The sequence below is a fragment of the Mycolicibacterium anyangense genome (genome assembly GCF_010731855.1).
Taxonomy (GTDB): Bacteria; Actinomycetota; Actinomycetes; order Mycobacteriales; family Mycobacteriaceae; genus Mycobacterium; species Mycobacterium anyangense.
The window spans coordinates 2,292,568-2,310,545 of sequence record NZ_AP022620.1 but is presented as its reverse complement, the minus strand read 5'-3'; the positions used below and the strand labels follow the sequence as shown (position 1 = coordinate 2,310,545).

The 17,978-nt window shown below is 68.9% G+C and carries 13 protein-coding genes; 6 read left to right on the top strand and 7 right to left on the bottom strand.

Going from position 1 to position 17,978, the window contains the following annotated elements; genetic code table 11:
* Positions 1-28: 28 nt before the first annotated feature.
* The 3 genes from G6N35_RS10870 to G6N35_RS10860 form a co-directional block, all read right to left on the bottom strand.
* Positions 29-904: a universal stress protein gene (locus tag G6N35_RS10870; protein ID WP_163804259.1), complete on the bottom strand. Its 876-nt coding sequence runs from the start codon at positions 902-904 to the stop codon at positions 29-31.
* Positions 905-1,012: 108 nt separating this feature from the next.
* Positions 1,013-1,987, bottom strand: a complete 975-nt coding sequence (locus G6N35_RS10865) for a 1-phosphofructokinase family hexose kinase (protein ID WP_281356992.1) — start codon at positions 1,985-1,987, stop codon at positions 1,013-1,015.
* A gap of 16 nt (positions 1,988-2,003) precedes the next feature.
* Complete coding sequence (locus G6N35_RS10860; RefSeq protein ID WP_179967343.1) at positions 2,004-4,040, bottom strand: erythromycin esterase family protein; 2,037 nt, start codon at positions 4,038-4,040, stop codon at positions 2,004-2,006.
* A gap of 120 nt (positions 4,041-4,160) precedes the next feature.
* Between G6N35_RS10860 and G6N35_RS10855 the strand changes: the two genes are divergently transcribed.
* The gene (locus G6N35_RS10855) at positions 4,161-4,796 is read left to right on the top strand and encodes an SRPBCC family protein (RefSeq protein ID WP_163804258.1); all 636 of its coding nucleotides are present in this window, start codon (positions 4,161-4,163) and stop codon (positions 4,794-4,796) included.
* Between the two features lie 7 nt (positions 4,797-4,803).
* Here G6N35_RS10855 and G6N35_RS10850 read toward each other — a convergent pair whose 3' ends face one another.
* On the bottom strand, positions 4,804-5,787 hold the full coding sequence (locus tag G6N35_RS10850; RefSeq protein WP_163804257.1) for an Acg family FMN-binding oxidoreductase: 984 nt from the start codon (positions 5,785-5,787) through the stop codon (positions 4,804-4,806).
* Between the two features lie 147 nt (positions 5,788-5,934).
* On the opposite strand from G6N35_RS10850, the gene G6N35_RS10845 reads away from it, so the two are divergent.
* The 3 genes from G6N35_RS10845 to mgtA are packed head-to-tail and all read left to right on the top strand — an operon-like array spanning position 5,935 to position 12,359.
* Positions 5,935-7,437: a bifunctional aminoglycoside phosphotransferase/ATP-binding protein gene (locus G6N35_RS10845; protein WP_163804256.1), complete on the top strand. Its 1,503-nt coding sequence runs from the start codon at positions 5,935-5,937 to the stop codon at positions 7,435-7,437.
* A gap of 27 nt (positions 7,438-7,464) precedes the next feature.
* Positions 7,465-9,741 carry a phosphoenolpyruvate synthase gene (ppsA, locus tag G6N35_RS10840; protein WP_163804255.1) on the top strand — a complete coding sequence of 759 codons (2,277 nt, stop codon included), beginning with the start codon at positions 7,465-7,467 and terminating at the stop codon, positions 9,739-9,741.
* 5 nt (positions 9,742-9,746) lie between these two features.
* On the top strand, positions 9,747-12,359 hold the full coding sequence (gene mgtA / locus G6N35_RS10835; protein WP_170313169.1) for a magnesium-translocating P-type ATPase: 2,613 nt from the start codon (positions 9,747-9,749) through the stop codon (positions 12,357-12,359).
* Here the strand turns inward: mgtA and G6N35_RS10830 are convergent.
* Positions 12,356-13,768 carry a WS/DGAT/MGAT family O-acyltransferase gene (locus G6N35_RS10830; RefSeq protein WP_163804254.1) on the bottom strand — a complete coding sequence of 471 codons (1,413 nt, stop codon included), beginning with the start codon at positions 13,766-13,768 and terminating at the stop codon, positions 12,356-12,358. The two genes, mgtA and G6N35_RS10830, sit on opposite strands and share 4 nt — an antisense overlap.
* Positions 13,769-13,850: 82 nt before the next feature.
* Positions 13,851-15,233, bottom strand: coding sequence for an acyl-CoA dehydrogenase family protein (locus G6N35_RS10825; RefSeq protein ID WP_163807602.1), 1,383 nt, complete (start codon positions 15,231-15,233; stop codon positions 13,851-13,853).
* 184 nt (positions 15,234-15,417) lie between these two features.
* Here G6N35_RS10825 and G6N35_RS10820 point away from each other — a divergent pair, with 184 nt between their 5' ends.
* Positions 15,418-15,837, top strand: coding sequence for a ChaB family protein (locus G6N35_RS10820; protein WP_163804253.1), 420 nt, complete (start codon positions 15,418-15,420; stop codon positions 15,835-15,837).
* Here G6N35_RS10820 and G6N35_RS10815 read toward each other — a convergent pair whose 3' ends face one another.
* The gene (locus tag G6N35_RS10815) at positions 15,838-17,130 is read right to left on the bottom strand and encodes an MFS transporter (RefSeq protein ID WP_163804252.1); all 1,293 of its coding nucleotides are present in this window, start codon (positions 17,128-17,130) and stop codon (positions 15,838-15,840) included.
* 237 nt (positions 17,131-17,367) lie between these two features.
* On the opposite strand from G6N35_RS10815, the gene G6N35_RS10810 reads away from it, so the two are divergent.
* A complete protein-coding gene (locus tag G6N35_RS10810) occupies positions 17,368-17,976 on the top strand; it encodes a MerR family transcriptional regulator (RefSeq protein WP_163804251.1) in 609 nt (202 codons plus the stop codon).
* Positions 17,977-17,978 lie beyond the last annotated feature (2 nt).

Genomic DNA, 17,978 nt, shown 5'->3' with positions numbered 1-17,978 from the left:
AACGATATCCGTATACCGTGCCGAAACGTCACAACAGGCGTTGCCGGTCGGCGACCAGAACCGAGCAATCGGTGTTGTGCAGGGCCGCCGATCCGGTCGGGCCCAGCAGTTCCTCGACGCTCTCGGCGTTGCGCGCGCCGACGACCACCAGCTGGATGTCGGCGCCGTGCTTGGCCAGGTAGTTGAGCACGCTGCCGTGCACGGCGACGGGTTTGACGTCGAGATCGGGGTAGCGGTGCTTCCACCGGGAGATCCGCCGGTCGAGCTGGGCGCGCACCATGCGATTGCCGTCGGCGACAGCATGGGTGTCGTGGACGTCGGTGTAGCGCGACTGCCAGGAACCGAGCACTCGTAGCGGGGCGCCGCGCAGGCGGGCTTCCTCGACCCCGCACTGCAGCACCGCCGCGCTGTCCGGCGACTCGTCGAGTTCCACCACGATCCAGCCCGCTCCGGGGGGTGCACTGCGATCGGAGCCGCGGACGATCGCCACCGGGCAGTGCGCGGAGCTGACCAGTGATACCGCCGTCGACCCGATGCGGTTGTGGTCGAAGTGTTTGATGCCGACCGCGGCCACGGCGACCATCGCCGCCGACCGCGAGGCCTCGATCAGGGCGGCCGTGGGTTTGCCCCGGACCAGGTCGATCTCGACCTTGACCGGTCGTTCGGTGGCCTCGACGGCGCTGGCCGCATGCTGCAGCGCCAGTTCGGCGGCGCCCTGTCGGCGGGCGTCTTCGTCGGGGTCGGTGCCGTGCGGGTCGATCGCGGAGACCAGCCGCAGCGGGATATCACGACTGATGGCTTCGTCGATGGCCCAGACCGCGGCCCGCACCGCTGGCCGGGATCCGTCGACGCCGACGACGATCGATGGCGGGGTGAACGATTCGGGCGTGAACGATTCGGGCATTGTGGGACTCCCCCAGGGGTGGCACTCCTATTGTGCCGACGTTATCGCTGCCATGGGGCCACTCTGAGAGCAGAAAGTCCTCATTTCCGGGGCGAACGTAACGCGGGGTCAGCCCGCCACCAGGTTGACGTCCACCGGATGGGTGGTCTGGGCGAACAATCGCTCGGTGTCCTCCCTGGTGCACGGCGCGGTGCCGGGAGTGAGCAGCATGGCCGCCCCGGCGGCGATACCGAGCCGGATCGCCTTGGTCAGCGGCCAGCCCCGGGTCAGTCCGACGGCCACCCCGGCGACCATGGCGTCACCGGCGCCCACGCCGCTGCCCGCGGGCACCTGGACTGGAGCGAACCGGTGCCCGCCGTGCCGGGTGGCCAGCAGGGCGCCCTCGGCGCCGAGGGACACCAGCACATACTCGGCGCACCCGCGGTCGACCAGATCATGCGCCGCCGCCAGCTGCTCTGCCTCGTCGGTGAGGTCGCGTCCGACGCACTCCCGCAGCTCGCGCACACTGGGTTTCAGCAGGAACACCCCGGAGTTGACGTGCTGGAGCCCGCCTCCAGAGGTGTCGAGCAGGAACACCGCTCCGATGTCGGTGCACACGTTGGCCACCTGCTGGTAAAAGTCCGGCGGCACTCCCGGGGGCAGGCTGCCGCTGGCGACCACGATCGCCGCCGAGGCCGCGGCGCGGCGCAACTGCAGCAGGCACTCGGTCTGTTCGGCCAGCGTCAGCTCCGGGCCGGGCAGCACGAACCGGTACTGCTTGTCGGTGCATCGTTCGTTGACGGTGATGCTCTCGCGGGTCGACCCGCCGATGTGGATGCGGTGCACCGACAGTCCTTCGGCCACCAGGAGTTTGTCGACCATCTCGCCGGCCGGCCCACCCGCCGGGAACACCGCGGTGGTCGACGCGCCGAGCACGTCGGCCACGTGGGCGACGTTGATGCCGCCGCCACCGGGGTCGTAGCGAGCTGCCGCACAGCGCAGTTTGTCGGTGGGGCGCACTGCGTCGGTACTGGTGGTGATGTCGAGCGCCGGGTTCATCGTCAGCGTGACGATGCGATGCCCGGTGACGGCAATCTCGTTCAACGACAACCCTTTCGGATCACAGGCCGCTGGGATAGGTTTCGGGTGTCTGCCCGGCGATCCACACGCTGGTCGGCTCCAATGGCTCCAGCGCCCGGGTGTGGTCGATGTGGATGATCGCGTCGAACTGGTCGGACGGCCGCACGTGGAAGTAGTGGCTCTGCCGTTCGGTCTGCGGCAGGTAGATCACCCCGATGGCGCGGGCCAGCCGAACCCCCTCCAGCACCGCCGCTGCCGGCGACCCGTCATGGGTGGGGACGACGAACGAGGGGTTGGCGGTGTCATGCAAGAGTGCTTCGAGGCTGCCGGCCAGTGCCGGCCGCACCGCCTTGCGCTCGGCGATACCGCCCCAGTCGCTGGCGGCGGTGACCGTCCCGCTGTGGGTGGAGAACCCGATCAGGCGGCAGTCCGGGCCGTAGTGTTCGCGGGCCAACTGGCCGACGGTCAACTGCCCATCGGCGCCCACCTCGGTGGCGCGGGCATCACCGACATGAGAATTGTGCGCCCACACCACAATCCGGGCGGGCTCCGCGGTGCGGTGGGCGTCGAGGTGATCCAGCAACGCGTTGAGCGTCTGGCCCATGTGCTTGTCGCGCATGTTCCACGAGGTGACCCGGCCACGGAACATGCCGCGGTAGTAGGCCTCGGCATTGCGTACGGTGGCCGCATTCTGCTGCGCATAGAACAGCTCGTCCTGCGCTGCCGGGCCGTCTGAAGCCAGATAGCGCACCGCGTCTCGCTGCAGCTCGATCAGTTGCTCGACGGCCTGGCGCTCGCAGACCGGGCCGGCGCCGAAGGCCGCCGCGTAGCCGTAGGCCTGCCCGTCGTCACCGGAGGAGTGGTCGAAGCAGGCGTACCGGGCCCTGGCGCGCTCGGCGGCCTTGGGGTCGACGGTCTCGAGGTAGGCGATCACCTCCTGCATGGAGCGGTGCAGGCTGTAGAGATCCAAGCCGTAGAACCCGGTCTGGCGTCTGCCGTCGGCGGCGGCGCGACCGTTGTGCCAGCGCAGCCAGCCGACGAAATCCCGGACCACCGTGTTGCGCCACATCCAGGCCGGGAAGCGCTCGAATCCGCGCAGCGCCTGCTCGGGGCTCTCGTCGTCGCCGAGGCCTCGCACGTACCGGTTCACCCGATAGGCGTCCGGCCAATCAGCCTCGGCGGCAACGGCATTGAAGCCCTTCTCGGTGATGAGCCACTTGGTGATCTCGGCGCGGGCCGCGTAGAACTCGTGGGTGCCGTGCGAGCTCTCGCCGATCAGCACCACCCGCGCGTCACCGATCAGGTCGGTGAGCACGTCGACCGGCGGCACACCGCCGGGTGCGTCGACCGCGGCGCGCGCCAGCAGCTCGGCGGCACGTGGCGCATCCGCCGGCGGCGTGGCCGTTGTGGGGCGGCCCAGCAGGTCGCGGACTTCGTCGTCGCTGACCTGGGTGAAATCCCAGAACGACTCGCCGACGGCCAGAAACGGCGTGGGCATCGACGCACACACCACGTCCTCGACGATCCCGGCGAACTCCCGGCAGGTGGATTCCGGCGCGGCGGGCACCGCGATGACGATCTCGGCGGGCTCGGACTCGCGCAGCGCCTGCACCGCTGCCAGCATGCTCGACCCGGTGGCCAGGCCGTCGTCGACCAGGATCACGGTCTTGCCGGTGACCGCGAGTGGCGGGCGACCCTCGCGGTAGGCGGCTTCGCGGCGAACCAGTTCCCGCGCTTCCTTTTCCGCGATCTCCCGCAGCTGCTCGGGGCTGACCCGCAATCCCCGCAGGACGTCGTCGTTGACCACCACCCGGCCGCCGCTGGCCAGCGCGCCGACCGCGAATTCCTCGTGCCCGGGCGCGCCCAGCTTGCGCACGATGAACGCATCGAGGGGCGCGCCCAGGGACCGCGCCACCTCATAGGCGACCGGGATGCCGCCGCGAGCCAGGCCGAGGACCACCACATCGGGGCGGCCCCGGTAGCTCTCCAGCAGTCCGGCCAGCACCTGGCCGGCCTCATGCCGGTCTTTGAACACCCGCCGCGGTTGGTGGCGGCGGATCCCGGTGGAACGTGTCATGTCGCCCCCTTGCTACCTCTCGATCCGACCACCTGGGGACATGCTCGGGTAGGGACCGAAGTCCTCTGTTGAGGGCAGAAGACCCTACGGATCGTCGCCGAATTCCGACAGACTGACGCCATGTGGAGGGGTGTGGTCGGAACGGGACTCGCCGGAGCCGGCCTGTATGCGGCCCGGCGGTTCTACCGCAACTGGGGTACCACCAAGGAGGAGTGCGAAACTCCGCTTCCCGGAGACGAACTCGTGGGGAGCCCCGCGGTGCAGACCACCGAGGGTGTCTGGATCGACGCCTCAGCCGAAGAGGTGTGGCCGTGGCTGGTGCAGATGGGCCAGGACCGCGGCGGCTTGTACAGCTATGAGGCGCTCGAGAATGCCGTCGGCCTGAAGTTCCGCAATGCCGACCGGATCCACCCGGAGTGGCAGCAGCTCGCGGTGGGCGATGAGGTCCGGCTGGTTCCGCGGGGCTGGCTCGGACTGCGTGACGGGGTGGCGCTGCCGGTGGTCCAGATCGTCGACGGTCAGTCGATCGTCCTGCGGCAGGAGCCGGGTGCGCTGCCATGGGACGGCGTGTGGTCCTTCCACGTCATGCCCCATTGGGAGGACCGCTGCCGGCTGCTGGTGCGCAGCCGCAGCCGGATGCGGTTGCCAGGGGAGGTGTTCGGTGCCGAGCTCGCCGGGCCGGTGGTCTCGCTGATGACGCGCGGCATGCTGCTGGGCATCAAGCGCCGCGCCGAGCAGGCCCACCGCGCCCGCTAACCACGGCTCAGCCGCGGATCTCCAGCACGTCGGCCAAGGGACGGCGCGGGGTGGCCGGCGGCACGGTGGCGATCGACGGCACCAGGCCCACCCGGATCAGCAGCTGTGGGTCGAACCCACCGCCGGTCAGTGCCCGGATGATGTTGCGGCTGGCGTCGAGTTCGGTCAGATGGCTCAGCGTGCAGGTGGCCAGCCCGGCCATGGTGGCTTCCAGCAGCACATCGGAGAGCACCTCGCCGCAGCCCAGCGCGTCACGCCGGGTGTCGCCATAGGTAGACAGCACCAGGATGGTGGACCGATCGTGATCGACCTCCGGCCTGCGGTCGGGATGCTCACCGGCGGGGAAGGCACGGGCGATGTCGACGCGCTCCCGCTCGGACGCCGACACCAGCGTGCTGTAGGGAACGCCGTCGGACACCTCGTACGGTGCTGTCCACCATTGCAATTCGGCGTGATAGGAGCTGTCGTAACGGCGCAGCGACTCGGTGAGCCGGGAGGCCTCGGCCAGTTCACCGCGCACCGTCTCGGGCAGCACGTGCAGCACCGCCTTGTCGGCGTCGATGGTGCTGCGCAGCACCGGCTCGAAGGCCGTCCAGTTCGGTGGCGGTGCGAACGGCAACCGGTCGGTGCGGCGGTCCAGGATCGCATCGGCCCGAGCCCGGTGCGCGTCGGTGACCAGTGCGGCGGTGCTGAACGAGACCGTGGCCAGGTGGTCGAGATCGTTGGGATTGGGGAAGCGGTCGATCACGGCGATGACGCCGGCGGCCGCGGCGGCCACCCGGAGATGGTCCAGCACCGCCCCGCAACTGATGATGGCTTCCCGCCCGGAGATGTCGGTGGCGTGCGGCACCCGGTGTGGTTCGACGAACAACCTCAGCTCGGAGCCCTCGGCCACCCAGTGCCACGGCTGGCTGTTGTGCACCGAGGGCGCGCGGCACGCCAACTCCACGATGTTCGCCAGTACCTGGGGATCGAGCGCCGATGTCGCCACGGCCAACCACCGCCTTCTGTTCTCAGTCTCAACGATAGGTCGCCGACGTCCCCGTGAAAGGGGCACTAAGTCATCGGTTTTGCAGGCCGGGTGGGGAGGGTCTTTCGACTCTGGAAGGACGCGACGCCGGCGGCAAGGATTGTGATCATGGGATCGGTACCGCCGAAGCACACCGCACCTGCACCCTCGTCGGCCTCGCCGCATCCGCAGATCGCCGAGACCCACACCGGTTTGGTGTTCCTCGTCGGGGACAAGGCCTACAAGGTCAAAAAGCCTGTCGTCACCGACTTTCTCGACTTCTCCACCCTGGATCGCCGGGAGATCGCCTGCGCCCGCGAGGTGGCCCTCAACAGCAGGCTGGCGCCCAACAGCTATCTGGGCATTGCTCACTTCGCCGCGCCCGGCGGCGCACCGGAGCCGGTCATCGTCATGCGCCGCCATCCCGACGATCTCCGGCTGGCCACGCTGGTGCGCACCGGCCGGCCGGCGACCGACGAGTTGGCGGCGGTGGCGCTGGTGCTGGCGCGCTTCCACGCCGGTGCCGCTCGCGGTCGCGAGGTCGACGCGGCGGCCCGGGTGGACGCGGTCACCGGCCGCTGGCAGGAGAACCTGGCCGAACTCGACCGGTATGCCGGTGGACTCGTCGCCGGCCTGGACCCGCAGATGGTCGCTGAAACCCGCAGTCTGGCAGTCGACTTCATCGCCGGGCGCTCGGTGCTGTTCGCCGGGCGCATCGCCGCACGACGCATCGTCGACGGGCACGCCGACCTGCTCGCCGATGACATCTTCTGCCTCGACGACGGTCCGGAGTTGTTGGACTGCTTGGAATTCGACGATCAGCTGCGCTTCGTCGACGCCATCGACGACGCCGCGTTCCTGGCGATGGATCTGGAGTTCCTGGGCCATCCGGAACTGGCCGCACACTTCCTGGACACCTACGCCCGGGTGGCCGATGACGACGCCCCGGCCTCGCTGCGCGACTTCTACATCGCCTACCGTGCGGTGGTGCGCGCCAAGGTCGACTGCGTGCGGGACGGCCAGGGAGTGCCCGGTGCGGCCGCGGACGCGCGCCGCCACCTGGAGATCGCCCACCAGCACCTGCGAGCCGGGGCGGTGCGTCTTGTCTTGGTCGGTGGCGGTCCGGGTACCGGTAAGACGACGCTGGCCCGCTCGCTGGCCGAGCGCCTGGGTGCCCAGGTGGTCTCGACCGACGACGTGCGCGCCGAGATGGTCCGCCGTGGGGAACTGGCCGGCGAGCCGGGCGCCCTCGACGCGGGCCTGTACACCCGGGAGAACGTCGACGCGGTCTACGACGGCGTGCTGCGCCGCGCCCACCTGGCCCTCTGCGAGGGCCACACCGTTGTTGTCGACGGCACCTGGCTACAGCCCGCCCACCGCGACCGGGCCCGACAGGTTGCCCGGGAGGCGGCCGCACGGCTCGTCGAAATCGCCTGCACCACAACACTGGAAGAGGCCACTCGCCGGATCAGCGTCCGGGCGGAGGGTACCTCGCAGGTGACGCCGGAGATCGCGACCGCGCTGGCCGAGCGGACCGACGCCGCCTGGCCCGGCGCCCACCTCATCGACACCACCCGGCCGCCGGCCGACGCCCTCGCCGACGCGCAGGACATCTGCCGTCAGGCTGTGTAGAGAAGTCCGAGTCACTGGAGGAACCCGATGCCGAGCCGTTACGTCGAAGACATTGCGGGCCTGAGGATGTCCGATGCCGAGGAGGCGGGTGGCAAGGGCGCGAACATGGGGGAGATGGTGGCCGCTGAGCTGCCGGTGCCACCCGGGTTCGTCGTCCTGCGCGACAGCTACCTGGAGTCCATGGCGGCCGCCGGGGTGTCCGATGACCTGAACACCGCCCACCGCGAGGCGATGCTGCGGGCCGGCGACCCGTCCCGGTTCGACGAGATGTGCCAGCAGATGCAGGCGCTGGTACTCAAGGCGGGTATGCCCGATGCGGTGCGCGAGAAGATCCTGGCGGCCTACCGGACCATGGGACCCGATGTGGTGGTCGCCGTGCGCTCGTCGGCCACCGGTGAGGACGGTGCCGACGCGTCGTTCGCCGGGATGAACGCGACGTTCACCAACATCGCCGGCGAGCATGATCTGATCGACGCCGTGCAGCGGTGCTGGGCGTCGCTGTTCGGTGCCCGGGTGGTCGCCTACCGCGCCAGCCGGGGCTTCACCGCCGACCCGGCGATGGCCGTGGTGGTCCAGCAGATGATTGCCTCGGAACGTTCGGGCGTGGCGTTCACCGCCGATCCCACCACCGACGCCACCGACCGGGTGGTCGTCGAGGGCGCCTTCGGTCAAGGTGAGGTGGTGGTGTCCGGGTCCGTCGAGCCCGACACCTACGTGGTCGCCAAGGAGAATGGCGAAATCCTTTCTCGCCGAATCGGTTACAAGGCGTTCAAGATCGTTCGCGGTGCCGACGGCAGCGACCAGACGGTCGATCTCAGCGAGGCCGAGGCGCAGTCCCAGGTGCTCGACGACGACGAGGTGCGCACGATCGCCGACATCGCCGTGCGCAGCGAGCGCCATGCCGGGTGCCCGCAGGACACCGAGTGGGCTATCGCCGCGGGCAAGACCTGGATCGTGCAGACCCGCCCGATCACCACGCTGCACCGCGCCGGCAAGCCGGTACCCGAAACCCACGAGGTGCTGTTGCAAGGACTGCCGGCCGTCCCGGGCGAGGCGTCCGGTGTGGTTCGCGTCTTGGCCGACGTGGCCGACGGCGCCCGCCTGCGCGACGGTGAGGTGCTGGTGGCCCAGATGACCAACCCGGACTGGCTGCCCACCATGCGGCGGGCCGCCGCGCTGGTCACCGACACCGGCGGAATGACCTGCCACGCCGCCATCGTGGCCCGTGAACTCGGCGTGCCCTGCATCGTCGGTGCGCGCACCGCCACCAAGGATCTCAAGGACGGCACCGTGGTGACCGTCGACGGCACCCACGGCCGGGTGCTGGCCGGCAAGGCGGTCGGCGGTGCCCAGACCGCGCCGGTCGCCCAACAGGCGGTGACGGCCGCCCCCGCGGTGGAGGTGACCGCGACCAAGATCTACCTCAACGTCGCCATGCCCGACAAGGCCGAGCAGGCCGCCGAACTCGATGTCGACGGTGTCGGGCTGTTGCGCGCCGAACTGATCCTGGAAGACGCGTTGCGCAACCGGCATCCCCGCGATCTCATCGAGCACGGTGAGCAGGAGAGCCTGGTCGACTCGCTGGCCACGGCCGTGGGCCGCATCGCGGCGGCCTTCACGCCGCGGCCGGTCATCTACCGCGCATCGGACTTCCGCACCAACGAGTTCCGCAACCTGCAGGGCGGGCGGAACTACGAGCCCGAGGAGCACAACCCGATGATCGGGTACCGGGGCTGCTACCGCTACGTCAGCAATCCCGACCTGTTCGACCTCGAACTCCGGGCGCTGGCCCGGGTTCGGGAGCAGAATCCGAACCTGCACTTAATGATTCCCTTCGTTCGCACCAAGTGGGAGCTCGAGAAGTGCCTCGAGCTCGTCGACGCCAGCCCGCTGGGCCGCCAGCGCGGCCTGCACCGCTGGGTGATGGCCGAGGTGCCCTCGGTGGTGTACTGGCTTCCCGAGTACGTCGGCATGGGCATCGACGGGGTGTCGATCGGCAGTAACGATCTGACCCAGCTGATGCTCGGGGTGGACCGCGATTCCGACCTGTGCGCCCAGTTGTACGACGAGTCCGACGGCGCAGTCCTCGACGCCATCGGCCAGATCATCACCACCGCACGCCGGTTGGGCATCACCGCCTCGCTGTGCGGGCAGGCGCCGTCGAGCCGGCCGGACTTCGCCGAGCACCTGGTCCGGATGGGGATCACCTCCATCTCGGTCACCCCGGACGTGGCGCTGCGCACCCGGCGCAATGTCGCGGCGGCCGAGCGCAGGCTGCTGCTGGAATCGGTGAGGTCGTCCTGACCGCGATCGCGGCGCAATCGGCACCGACCGCCGCCTCGATTGCCGCGTCGCCGGTCGCCGAGGTGCTGGACCGGCTGGCGACGTCCGCCGACGGGTTGTCCAGTGCGCAGGCCGCCGACCGGTTGGCCAGCCATGGGCCGAATTCGCTTCGCACCCATCAGGTCAGCGCCTGGGCTGTGCTGCGCAGACAGCTCAACAACGCGGTCCTGATCCTGCTCGCGGTTTCGGCGGTGGTGTCGTTCTTCCTCGGTGACTCCACCCAGGCCGTCATCATCGGCCTCATCCTCGCCGTCAGCATCGGCCTGGGCTTCCTCAACGAGTACCGTGCCGAGCGGGCCAGTGCCGCCTTGCATTCCCGGGTCCACCACACCGCATTGGTGCGCCGTGACGGGCACTACGTCAAGGTCGACGTCAACGATCTGGTGCCCGGTGACGTCATCGCGCTCACCCTCGGCGAACTCGTTCCGGCTGACGTCCGACTCATCGCCGTCAACGGGCTGGAGTGCAACGAGTCGATCCTGACCGGCGAGTCGACCGCCGCGGAGAAATCCGTCGAGCCGGTGCCTGCGGATGCCGCCTTGGCCGATGCCACCGACCTGGCGTTCATGGGCACCGTCGTCAGTGCCGGCGATGCCACTGCCGTGGTGTACGCCACCGGCGCCGACGCCCAGTTCGGCAAGATCGCCGCGGGGCTGGGGGAGCGTCAGCCCGAGACCGATTTCCAGGCCGGCCTGCGCCGCTTCTCGTATCTGCTGCTGCAGGTGGCGATCACGCTGACCGTGCTGATCCTGGTGACCAACCTGCTGCTGCGGCGTCCGGTGATCGACTCGGTGCTGTTCGCACTGGCGATCGCGGTCGGTATCACCCCGCAACTGCTGCCCGCGGTAGTCAGCACCAGCCTGGCCACCGGTTCGCGGCGGCTGGCCGCCTGCAAGGTTCTGGTCAAGCGGCTGGTCTGCATCGAGGATCTCGGCGATATCGACATCCTCATCACCGACAAGACCGGCACGCTCACCGAGGGCCGGATCACGCTGATCGAGGCCGTCGACGCCGACGGCACACCGGCGCAGGATGTGCTGCGGTACGGCTTGCTGTCCACCGACGTCGACCCGGCCGTCGGCGGCACCAGTGCCAATGCGCTGGACGCCGCGCTGTGGGAATCCGAGGCCGGCCGTCACGTCCTCACCGCGGGCGTACACCGTATCGCCGAGCTTCCGTTCGACCACACCCGGCGGGCCACCTCCGCACTGATCGACGACGCCGGCCGGCGGGTCCTGGTGGTCAAGGGCGCTCCGGAGCAGATTCTGGACCACTGCGTCGCGCTGCCCGCGGCAGCCCAGCGGACCCTGGACCGGCTGTTCGCCGACGGGCGCCGAGTGGTGGCGGTGGCCAGCCGCCCCGCCCCGGGATTGGACGCCATCACCGCCGCCGACGAGACGGAATTGACGCTCGACGGCTTCCTCGTGTTCGCCGACCAACCCAAAGAAGCTGCCCGGGATTCGCTGCAGCGGATGGCCGAACTCGGCATCGAACTCAAGGTCGCCACGGGTGACAACCCCCAGGTAGCCGAAAAGGTCTGTGCCGATCTGGGTTTGATCTCCCGGGGCACCGTCACCGGCGCCCACCTCGATGGTCTCGACGATGCCGAGTTCGAGGCCGCCGCCCAATCGGCCACCGTCTTCGCCCGGATCTCCCCGGAACAGAAGGCCCGGCTGATCACCGTGCTTCGCCGCACCGGCCGGTCGGTGGGTTTCCTGGGCGACGGGGTCAACGACGCACTGGCACTGCACGCCGCCGACGTCGGCATCTCGGTGGACACCGCCACCGATGTCGCCAAGGATGCCGCCGACGTGGTGCTGCTGGAGAAGGATCTCGGCGTGCTGGCCACCGGGGTGGCCGAGGGGCGGCGCATCTTCGCCAACACCATCAAGTACGTCCTGATGGGCACGTCGAGCAACTTCGGCAACATGTTCAGCGCTGCCGCCGCCTCGGCGGTCCTGACGTTCCTGCCGATGCTGCCCAGCCAGATCCTGCTCAACAACCTGCTCTACGACACCTCACAGCTCGCGATCCCCACCGACCGGGTCGACCCCGAACAGTTGCACGCGCCGTCGCACTGGAACATCGCGTTCATCCGGCGGTTCATGCTCACGTTCGGGCCCATCAGTTCACTGTTCGACTTCCTGACCTTCGGTCTGATGCTGGGCGTGCTGCACGCCGGGCCGGTGGAGTTCCGCACCGGTTGGTTCGTCGAGTCGCTGGCCACCCAGACGCTGATCATCTTCGCGATCCGCACCCGCCGAATCCCGTTCCTGCGCAGCAAGCCCAGCGGTTGGCTGGTGGCCACCACGGTGAGCGTGATCGCCGTCGGTGTCGCGTTGACCATCCTGCCGCTGTCCCGCGATCTGGGGTTCACCCCGCTGCCGTGGCAGTTCTTCGGTGCTCTGGCCTTGTTGACCGTCGGTTATCTGGTGCTCGTGGAGATCACCAAGAAGGTGTTCTACGCCGAACCCATGCATACCGCCGGCGAGTCGGTGCGGACCCGGGGCCGGGAACACCGGATCCACCGGCGCGCAGCACGATTCAGCCATGGCGGCCGGCTGCCCGCCCGGTACTAGCCGTTGGACAGTAGCCGCAGGCCGCCCTTGCCCCGGCGCCGGCCGCGGGTGTCGGCCAGCGCACTCAGCCGGGCCACCCCGCGTTCGATGCCGCGGGCCAGTTCGTCGATGTCCGGGGCGGCGTCGAAGTCGACGAGGAGCCCGAATGCCAGTTCGTCGGCGTAGCTGAAAATAGCGATACCGGTGCGGAATCCGGCCGCGATCGGTGGTATCGGCAGCAACCGCACCACCTGGTGTCCCATGATGGTCACCGGTGTGCGAGGGCCAGGCACGTTGGTCACCACCGTGACGACGGAGCGCTGCGGCAGCCGCGACAACAGTCGCACCGTCCACGCCGTCACTGGGAACGGAACCAGGTTGCTGGCCCACACCAGCAGACTGCCGGCCTGGCGCTGACCACCGGACTTGGCGGCACTCAACCTCTCGTGCACGGTCCGCAGCCGCTTGAGCGGGTCGGTGATGTCGACCGGCAGCAACGGCAGCATGAGTGAGACCCGGTTGTCGGAGACGTCCATGGCGTCGGAGCCGCGCACCGACACCGGCACCAGTGTGCGCAGCGAGTCGGCGCGGGGTTGCAGGCCGCGTCGCAGCAGTGCGGTGCGGTAGCTGTCGGCCACCGCGGCCAGTGCCACGTCGTTGATGGTGACGCCGAAGGTGTGGGCGATCCGCTCCACGTCGTGGATGCTGACCGCCGCCGAACCGTAGCGGCGCAGATCACCGACCGGGCCGTTGAACGACGACCGTGACGCCGGCCGCAGCAGGCCTGCCGTCAGCGCCGCTGCACCCCCGGCCGCGCGTAGCGCCACCTTGCCGACACTGCGCCCCAGCGCGATCGAATCGCCGATCCAGTCAACGGGATTGAGACTCGGCAGCGGTGGCGCGGTGCGTCGCGCCGAATGTTGTGCCGCCCCTATGGACGACGCGAAGCTGGCCACTCCGGTGTCGTCACACAGCCCGGTGAGCAGATTGCTCGCCGCGATACCGTCGGCCAGGGCGTGATGCACCTTGATCAGCAGCGCCCAGCGGTCCTGTGCCAGGCCGTCGATCACCCAGCACTCCCACAGCGGGCGGTGCCGGTCGAGGCGACGTTCCATGATCGTGGCGATCTCGGCGTGCAGTGCGGTGTCGTCGCCCGGCGGCGGCAGCGCGGCCCGGCGGACGTGATGGTTGAGATCGAACGTCGGATCGTCGACCCATTCGGGTGCGGCGAGGTCGAACGGACGGGTCCGCAGAACCTGCGTACTGCGCGGGTTGGACAGGCAGCGGGCGCCGATCGTATCCCGCAGGGCCGCGAATTCCGGTGCGGGCCCTGCGAGTATCGCCACCCCACCGATGGCGAGGCTGACGTGTTCGTCGGCGTCCTCCAGTTGCAGGAACCCCGCGTCCAGCGTCGTCAAGTGTTGCGCCATCGCCGACCTTCTCCTCGCCTTGACCTCAGTGTCGCGCCGGGCAGACGCACAGGGCAGGGCCGGAAGTCCCCGTTCGGTGGGCTTATCGGCGGGGCGGGGTGAGGACTTTCATGAACATCCGCATGGCCGGTTCGGGTACCCGGTCGCGCACCGCCAGCGCGGTGTTGGCCACCTTCGTGCGGGCGGGGGTGCCCCGGCCGAACAGCTTGTTGAACGGTCCGCCGCTGGGTTCGAGGTCGACGTGCAGGGGAGGCCCACCGTCGGTGGCGCCGAGCGCGGAGGAGATCACGATCCGCTGAATCTCGCTGGTGCCCTCGAAGATCGTGTATAGCTTGGCGTCGCGGTACCACTTCTCCACCGGATGGTCGCTGATGTAGCCCCAGCCTCCCATGGTCTGGATCGCCTGTTCGGTGGTGCGCACCGCGATCTCGCTGGCGGCCAGCTTGGCCATCGACCCTTCGCCCCGGTCGAAGGGCACCCCGTTGGCGGCCATCCATGATGCCCGCCAGGTGAGCAGGCGAGCGGCGTCGATCCCGGTCGCCAGGTCCGCCAGCGGGAACGCGATGCCCTGGTTGTCGATGATCGGCGCTCCGAACGCTTCTCGGCGGTTGGCGTAGGAGGTCATGTATTCCAGTGCGGCGCGGGCAATTCCGAGGGCTTGCGCGGCTACCATCGGCCGGGTCTGCTCGAACGTCCCGAGGGTGGCCGAGCCGGATCGCCGCCCGCCGGCCACGATCTCACGGGCCCGGGCGAGCTTGTGCTCCAGGCGATCCTGACCGCCGAGCAGGTTGGCGCCGGGCACCCGGACACCGGAGAATTTCAGCTCCGCGGTGTGCGACGCCCGGCAGCCCAGCTTGTCGAGCTTGCGCACCAGTTCCAGACCCGGGGTGCCGCCAGGCACCACGAACAGCGCCTGGCCGCGATGGCCGAGTTCTTCGTCGACGACGGCATTGACGACGTGCACGTTGGCGATGCCGCCGTTGCCGATCCACATCTTGTGTCCGTCGATGATCCAGTCGTCCCCGTCTCGCCGGGCCCGGGTGCGCAGGTTTCGGACGTCACTACCGCCCTCGGGCTCCGAGATCGCCAGCGCGGCGAGTTTGATGTCGCCGGGGGAGCCGAAGCATTCCGGTGCCCAGGTCAGCATCTGCTCGGGCGTGGCGGCCTGACCGATTGCCGCGAGCGCCAGGGCAGGCATGACGATCGCCAAACCGATTCCGGCACAACCCCAGAACAACTCCTCCATGAACATCGGCAGTGAGAGGCCGGTCGGATCGCCGATCAGATCGCGGTAGAACAGCGGACTGTAGAACCCCCGCTCGGCCGCCTCCTCGAGCACCGGCCACGGAAACTCCTGCCTGCGGTCGTAGTCCGCAGCCACCGGGCGGATGCACTGCTCGGCGAATTCATGGGTGCGCCGCGCCAGATCATGCTGCGCGGCCGTCGGCGTGAGGTCCAGGCCCATGTTGAGGTGATACCTCCGGTACCGCCCGATCAAACCCTGGAAAAAGATGAAGCCCGGGCTGCCGAGGAGTCGGTTGCTCGGCAGCACGGGGCTGACGGGGATATCGGCACCTGGGGCTCGGGTGTTACCCGGGCAGCGTTTCGGCTCGTGGCCAGCGGGTAGCCGAAACGACGGAGGTGACAGCATGCCCAAGACAGCCAAGAGCGGTGCCGCCAAGAAGAGCGAACTGCCCAGCACATTGCGCAAGTCCGACGCCAAGGCGCAGCGGACCTTCGCCAAGGCCCACGATGCGGCCGCCAAGGAGTACGGCGAAGGCGAACGTGCCCATCGGGTCGCCTACAGCGCACTCAAGCACAGCTACGAGAAGGTGGGCGACCACTGGGAGCCCAAGGACGAGAAGGGCCCCTCGGATGATCGGGCGCGCAGCGGCGGTCCTCATGCCAAGGGCAAGACCGCCGAGGGCGTCAATGCCAACGCCAGCAAGAAGCACCTGCTCGACGTGGCGCGCCGGCTCGACATCCCGGGCCGATCATCGATGACCAAGGACGACCTGGTGTCGGCGATCGAGAAGGCCAACCGTCGCGAGTCCGCTCGCAACCGCTGATCAGCGGCGGCGGGTGGCCGCGGGTGCGGGGTCGGTGTCGCTGAAGAACTCGAGCAGGTACTTGCTCTCCTCGATGTCACCGATGGTGCGGCGGGCCTTCTTGCGGGTGACCAGGATGCCGACCACGGCCACCGCCCAGACCACGTACTGCACGCACCACGCCAAGCGGAACGACTCGAACGAGTAGCCGCCCGCCGCGCCGATGATCCACCCCATGGTCTGCATCACCAGCAGCGAGGCCAGGAACCCGCCGACATTAACAGCGCCTTGGGCGGTGCCCAGGGTCGGCTGCGGGTTGAAGGTGCGGGCGAAGTCGAAGCCGACCATCGACCCGGGACCGCCGACCGAGATGATCACGATCAGCACCACCAGCAGCCAATGCGGGGTGGGGGAGGGCAGCGCCAGTACTACGGTCCAGATCGCGGCATTGCTGCCGATGATGCCGAGCACGATGCGGGACCGCCGGTGCGGATGCCTGCCGGTGAGAATGCCGATCACCACCCCGGACACGATGGCCGAGACCACCGAGATGGTCAGCAGCGTGCCCGCCGCACTGCGCGAAAGATGTTGCGCAACCGTCAAATAGGGGACACCCCACATGAGCGCGAAGACGGTGACGGAGAACTGGGTGCCCATGTGGGTGAAAAAGCCCAGCCGGGTGCCCGGCCGCAGCCAGACCGTCTTGACGCTCCCCAGGGTCTCGCGCAGCGAGATCTCCTGCCTGCTCACCTGCACCCCCGGTGGGGCGTTGTGGATCAGCAGTAGGGTGAGCACCAGGGAGATCACGCCAAGGGCCGCCACCGACGCGTACGCGGTGGTCCATCCCGGCCCGGCCAGCAGAGCCATGAACGGCACGGCGGACAACACCTGCCCCAGCTGACCTGAGATACCCGTCAGCTGGGTCACCAGGGGGATCTGGCGCGGGCCGAACCAGTAGGGCACCAATCGCAGCACCGAGATGAACGTGAACGCGTCGCCCAGGCCGACGACGGCGCGGGCGGCGATCGCGGTCGGCAGCGACTCGGTGAACGCCAGCGCCAGTTGCCCGATCACCATCAGTGCACCGCCGGTCAGGATCATCACCTTCGACCCGAACCGGTCCAGCAGCAGGCCCGCCGGGATCTGGGCGGCCGCGTAGACGATCACCTGCAGCACCACGAATGTCGAGAGCACGCCGGGGCTGGCCGAGAAGCGGGTGGCGGCATCCAGACCGGAGACCCCCATGGTCGTGCGGTCCAGCACAGCTACGACGTAGGCCAGCAACCCGGTCGACCACACAATCCAGGCCCGCACTGACCCTCGCCTCTCACTGTCCCCACGCACTCGTCACCGTCGGTACACATCATCTCGCGCCGGGGCAAATCGATTCCCGCTTCCTGGGCTGCGGCCCGGGTGCAAAACCCCACGTCTATTGGCTGAAATCGAATCTTCATGACTGATTCACAGCTGTGAGCGTGGCGTTTGCCCAGCTGAAATGGTAGAAATAGCGCTTGATGTTGCCCAATCAACTGGATGCTTTTATTTGCTATCATGACCGAGTATCGAATCGCCGAGCTTGCCCGCGTGTCAGGAGTCACGTCGCGCAACATTCGTGCGTACCGCGAGCGCGGCCTGCTTGACCCGCCGCGACGGCAGGGCCGGGATGCCTTCTACGACGACCGTCACCTGGCTCAGCTGGAGCTGATCAACCAGCTGCTGGCGAAGGGTTTCACCTCCGCGCACATCGCCACGTTCCTCGACGGCATCCGGCAGGGGCAGGACCTCTCGGAGGTGCTGGGCGTGCAGCCCGGGGCGGCTGTCGACGAGATGACGCTCGACGCCGTGAGCGCGGCGGCCCAGCGCGCCGTGCGGCATGGTCTGGGCCGGGTCATCGACGGCAGGGTGGTGATCACCGATCCAGACATCGCCCGCGCGCTGTCTGCGGCCGACGATCCCGAACAGTGCCTGCAGCTGATGACCGAGGTGCTCGACACCACCGGTGAGGTGATCGACGACCTGGCCGTGCGTACCGTCGCCGTGTTGCGCAGCGGTTCCCCGGACGGCATCGAGGACATCACCAAACGCGCTCTGTTGAACCGGCTGCAAATCACGTTCGACCAGCAGATGACCGCGCTGCTCTCGGAGTACGAGGCGTCCTGACC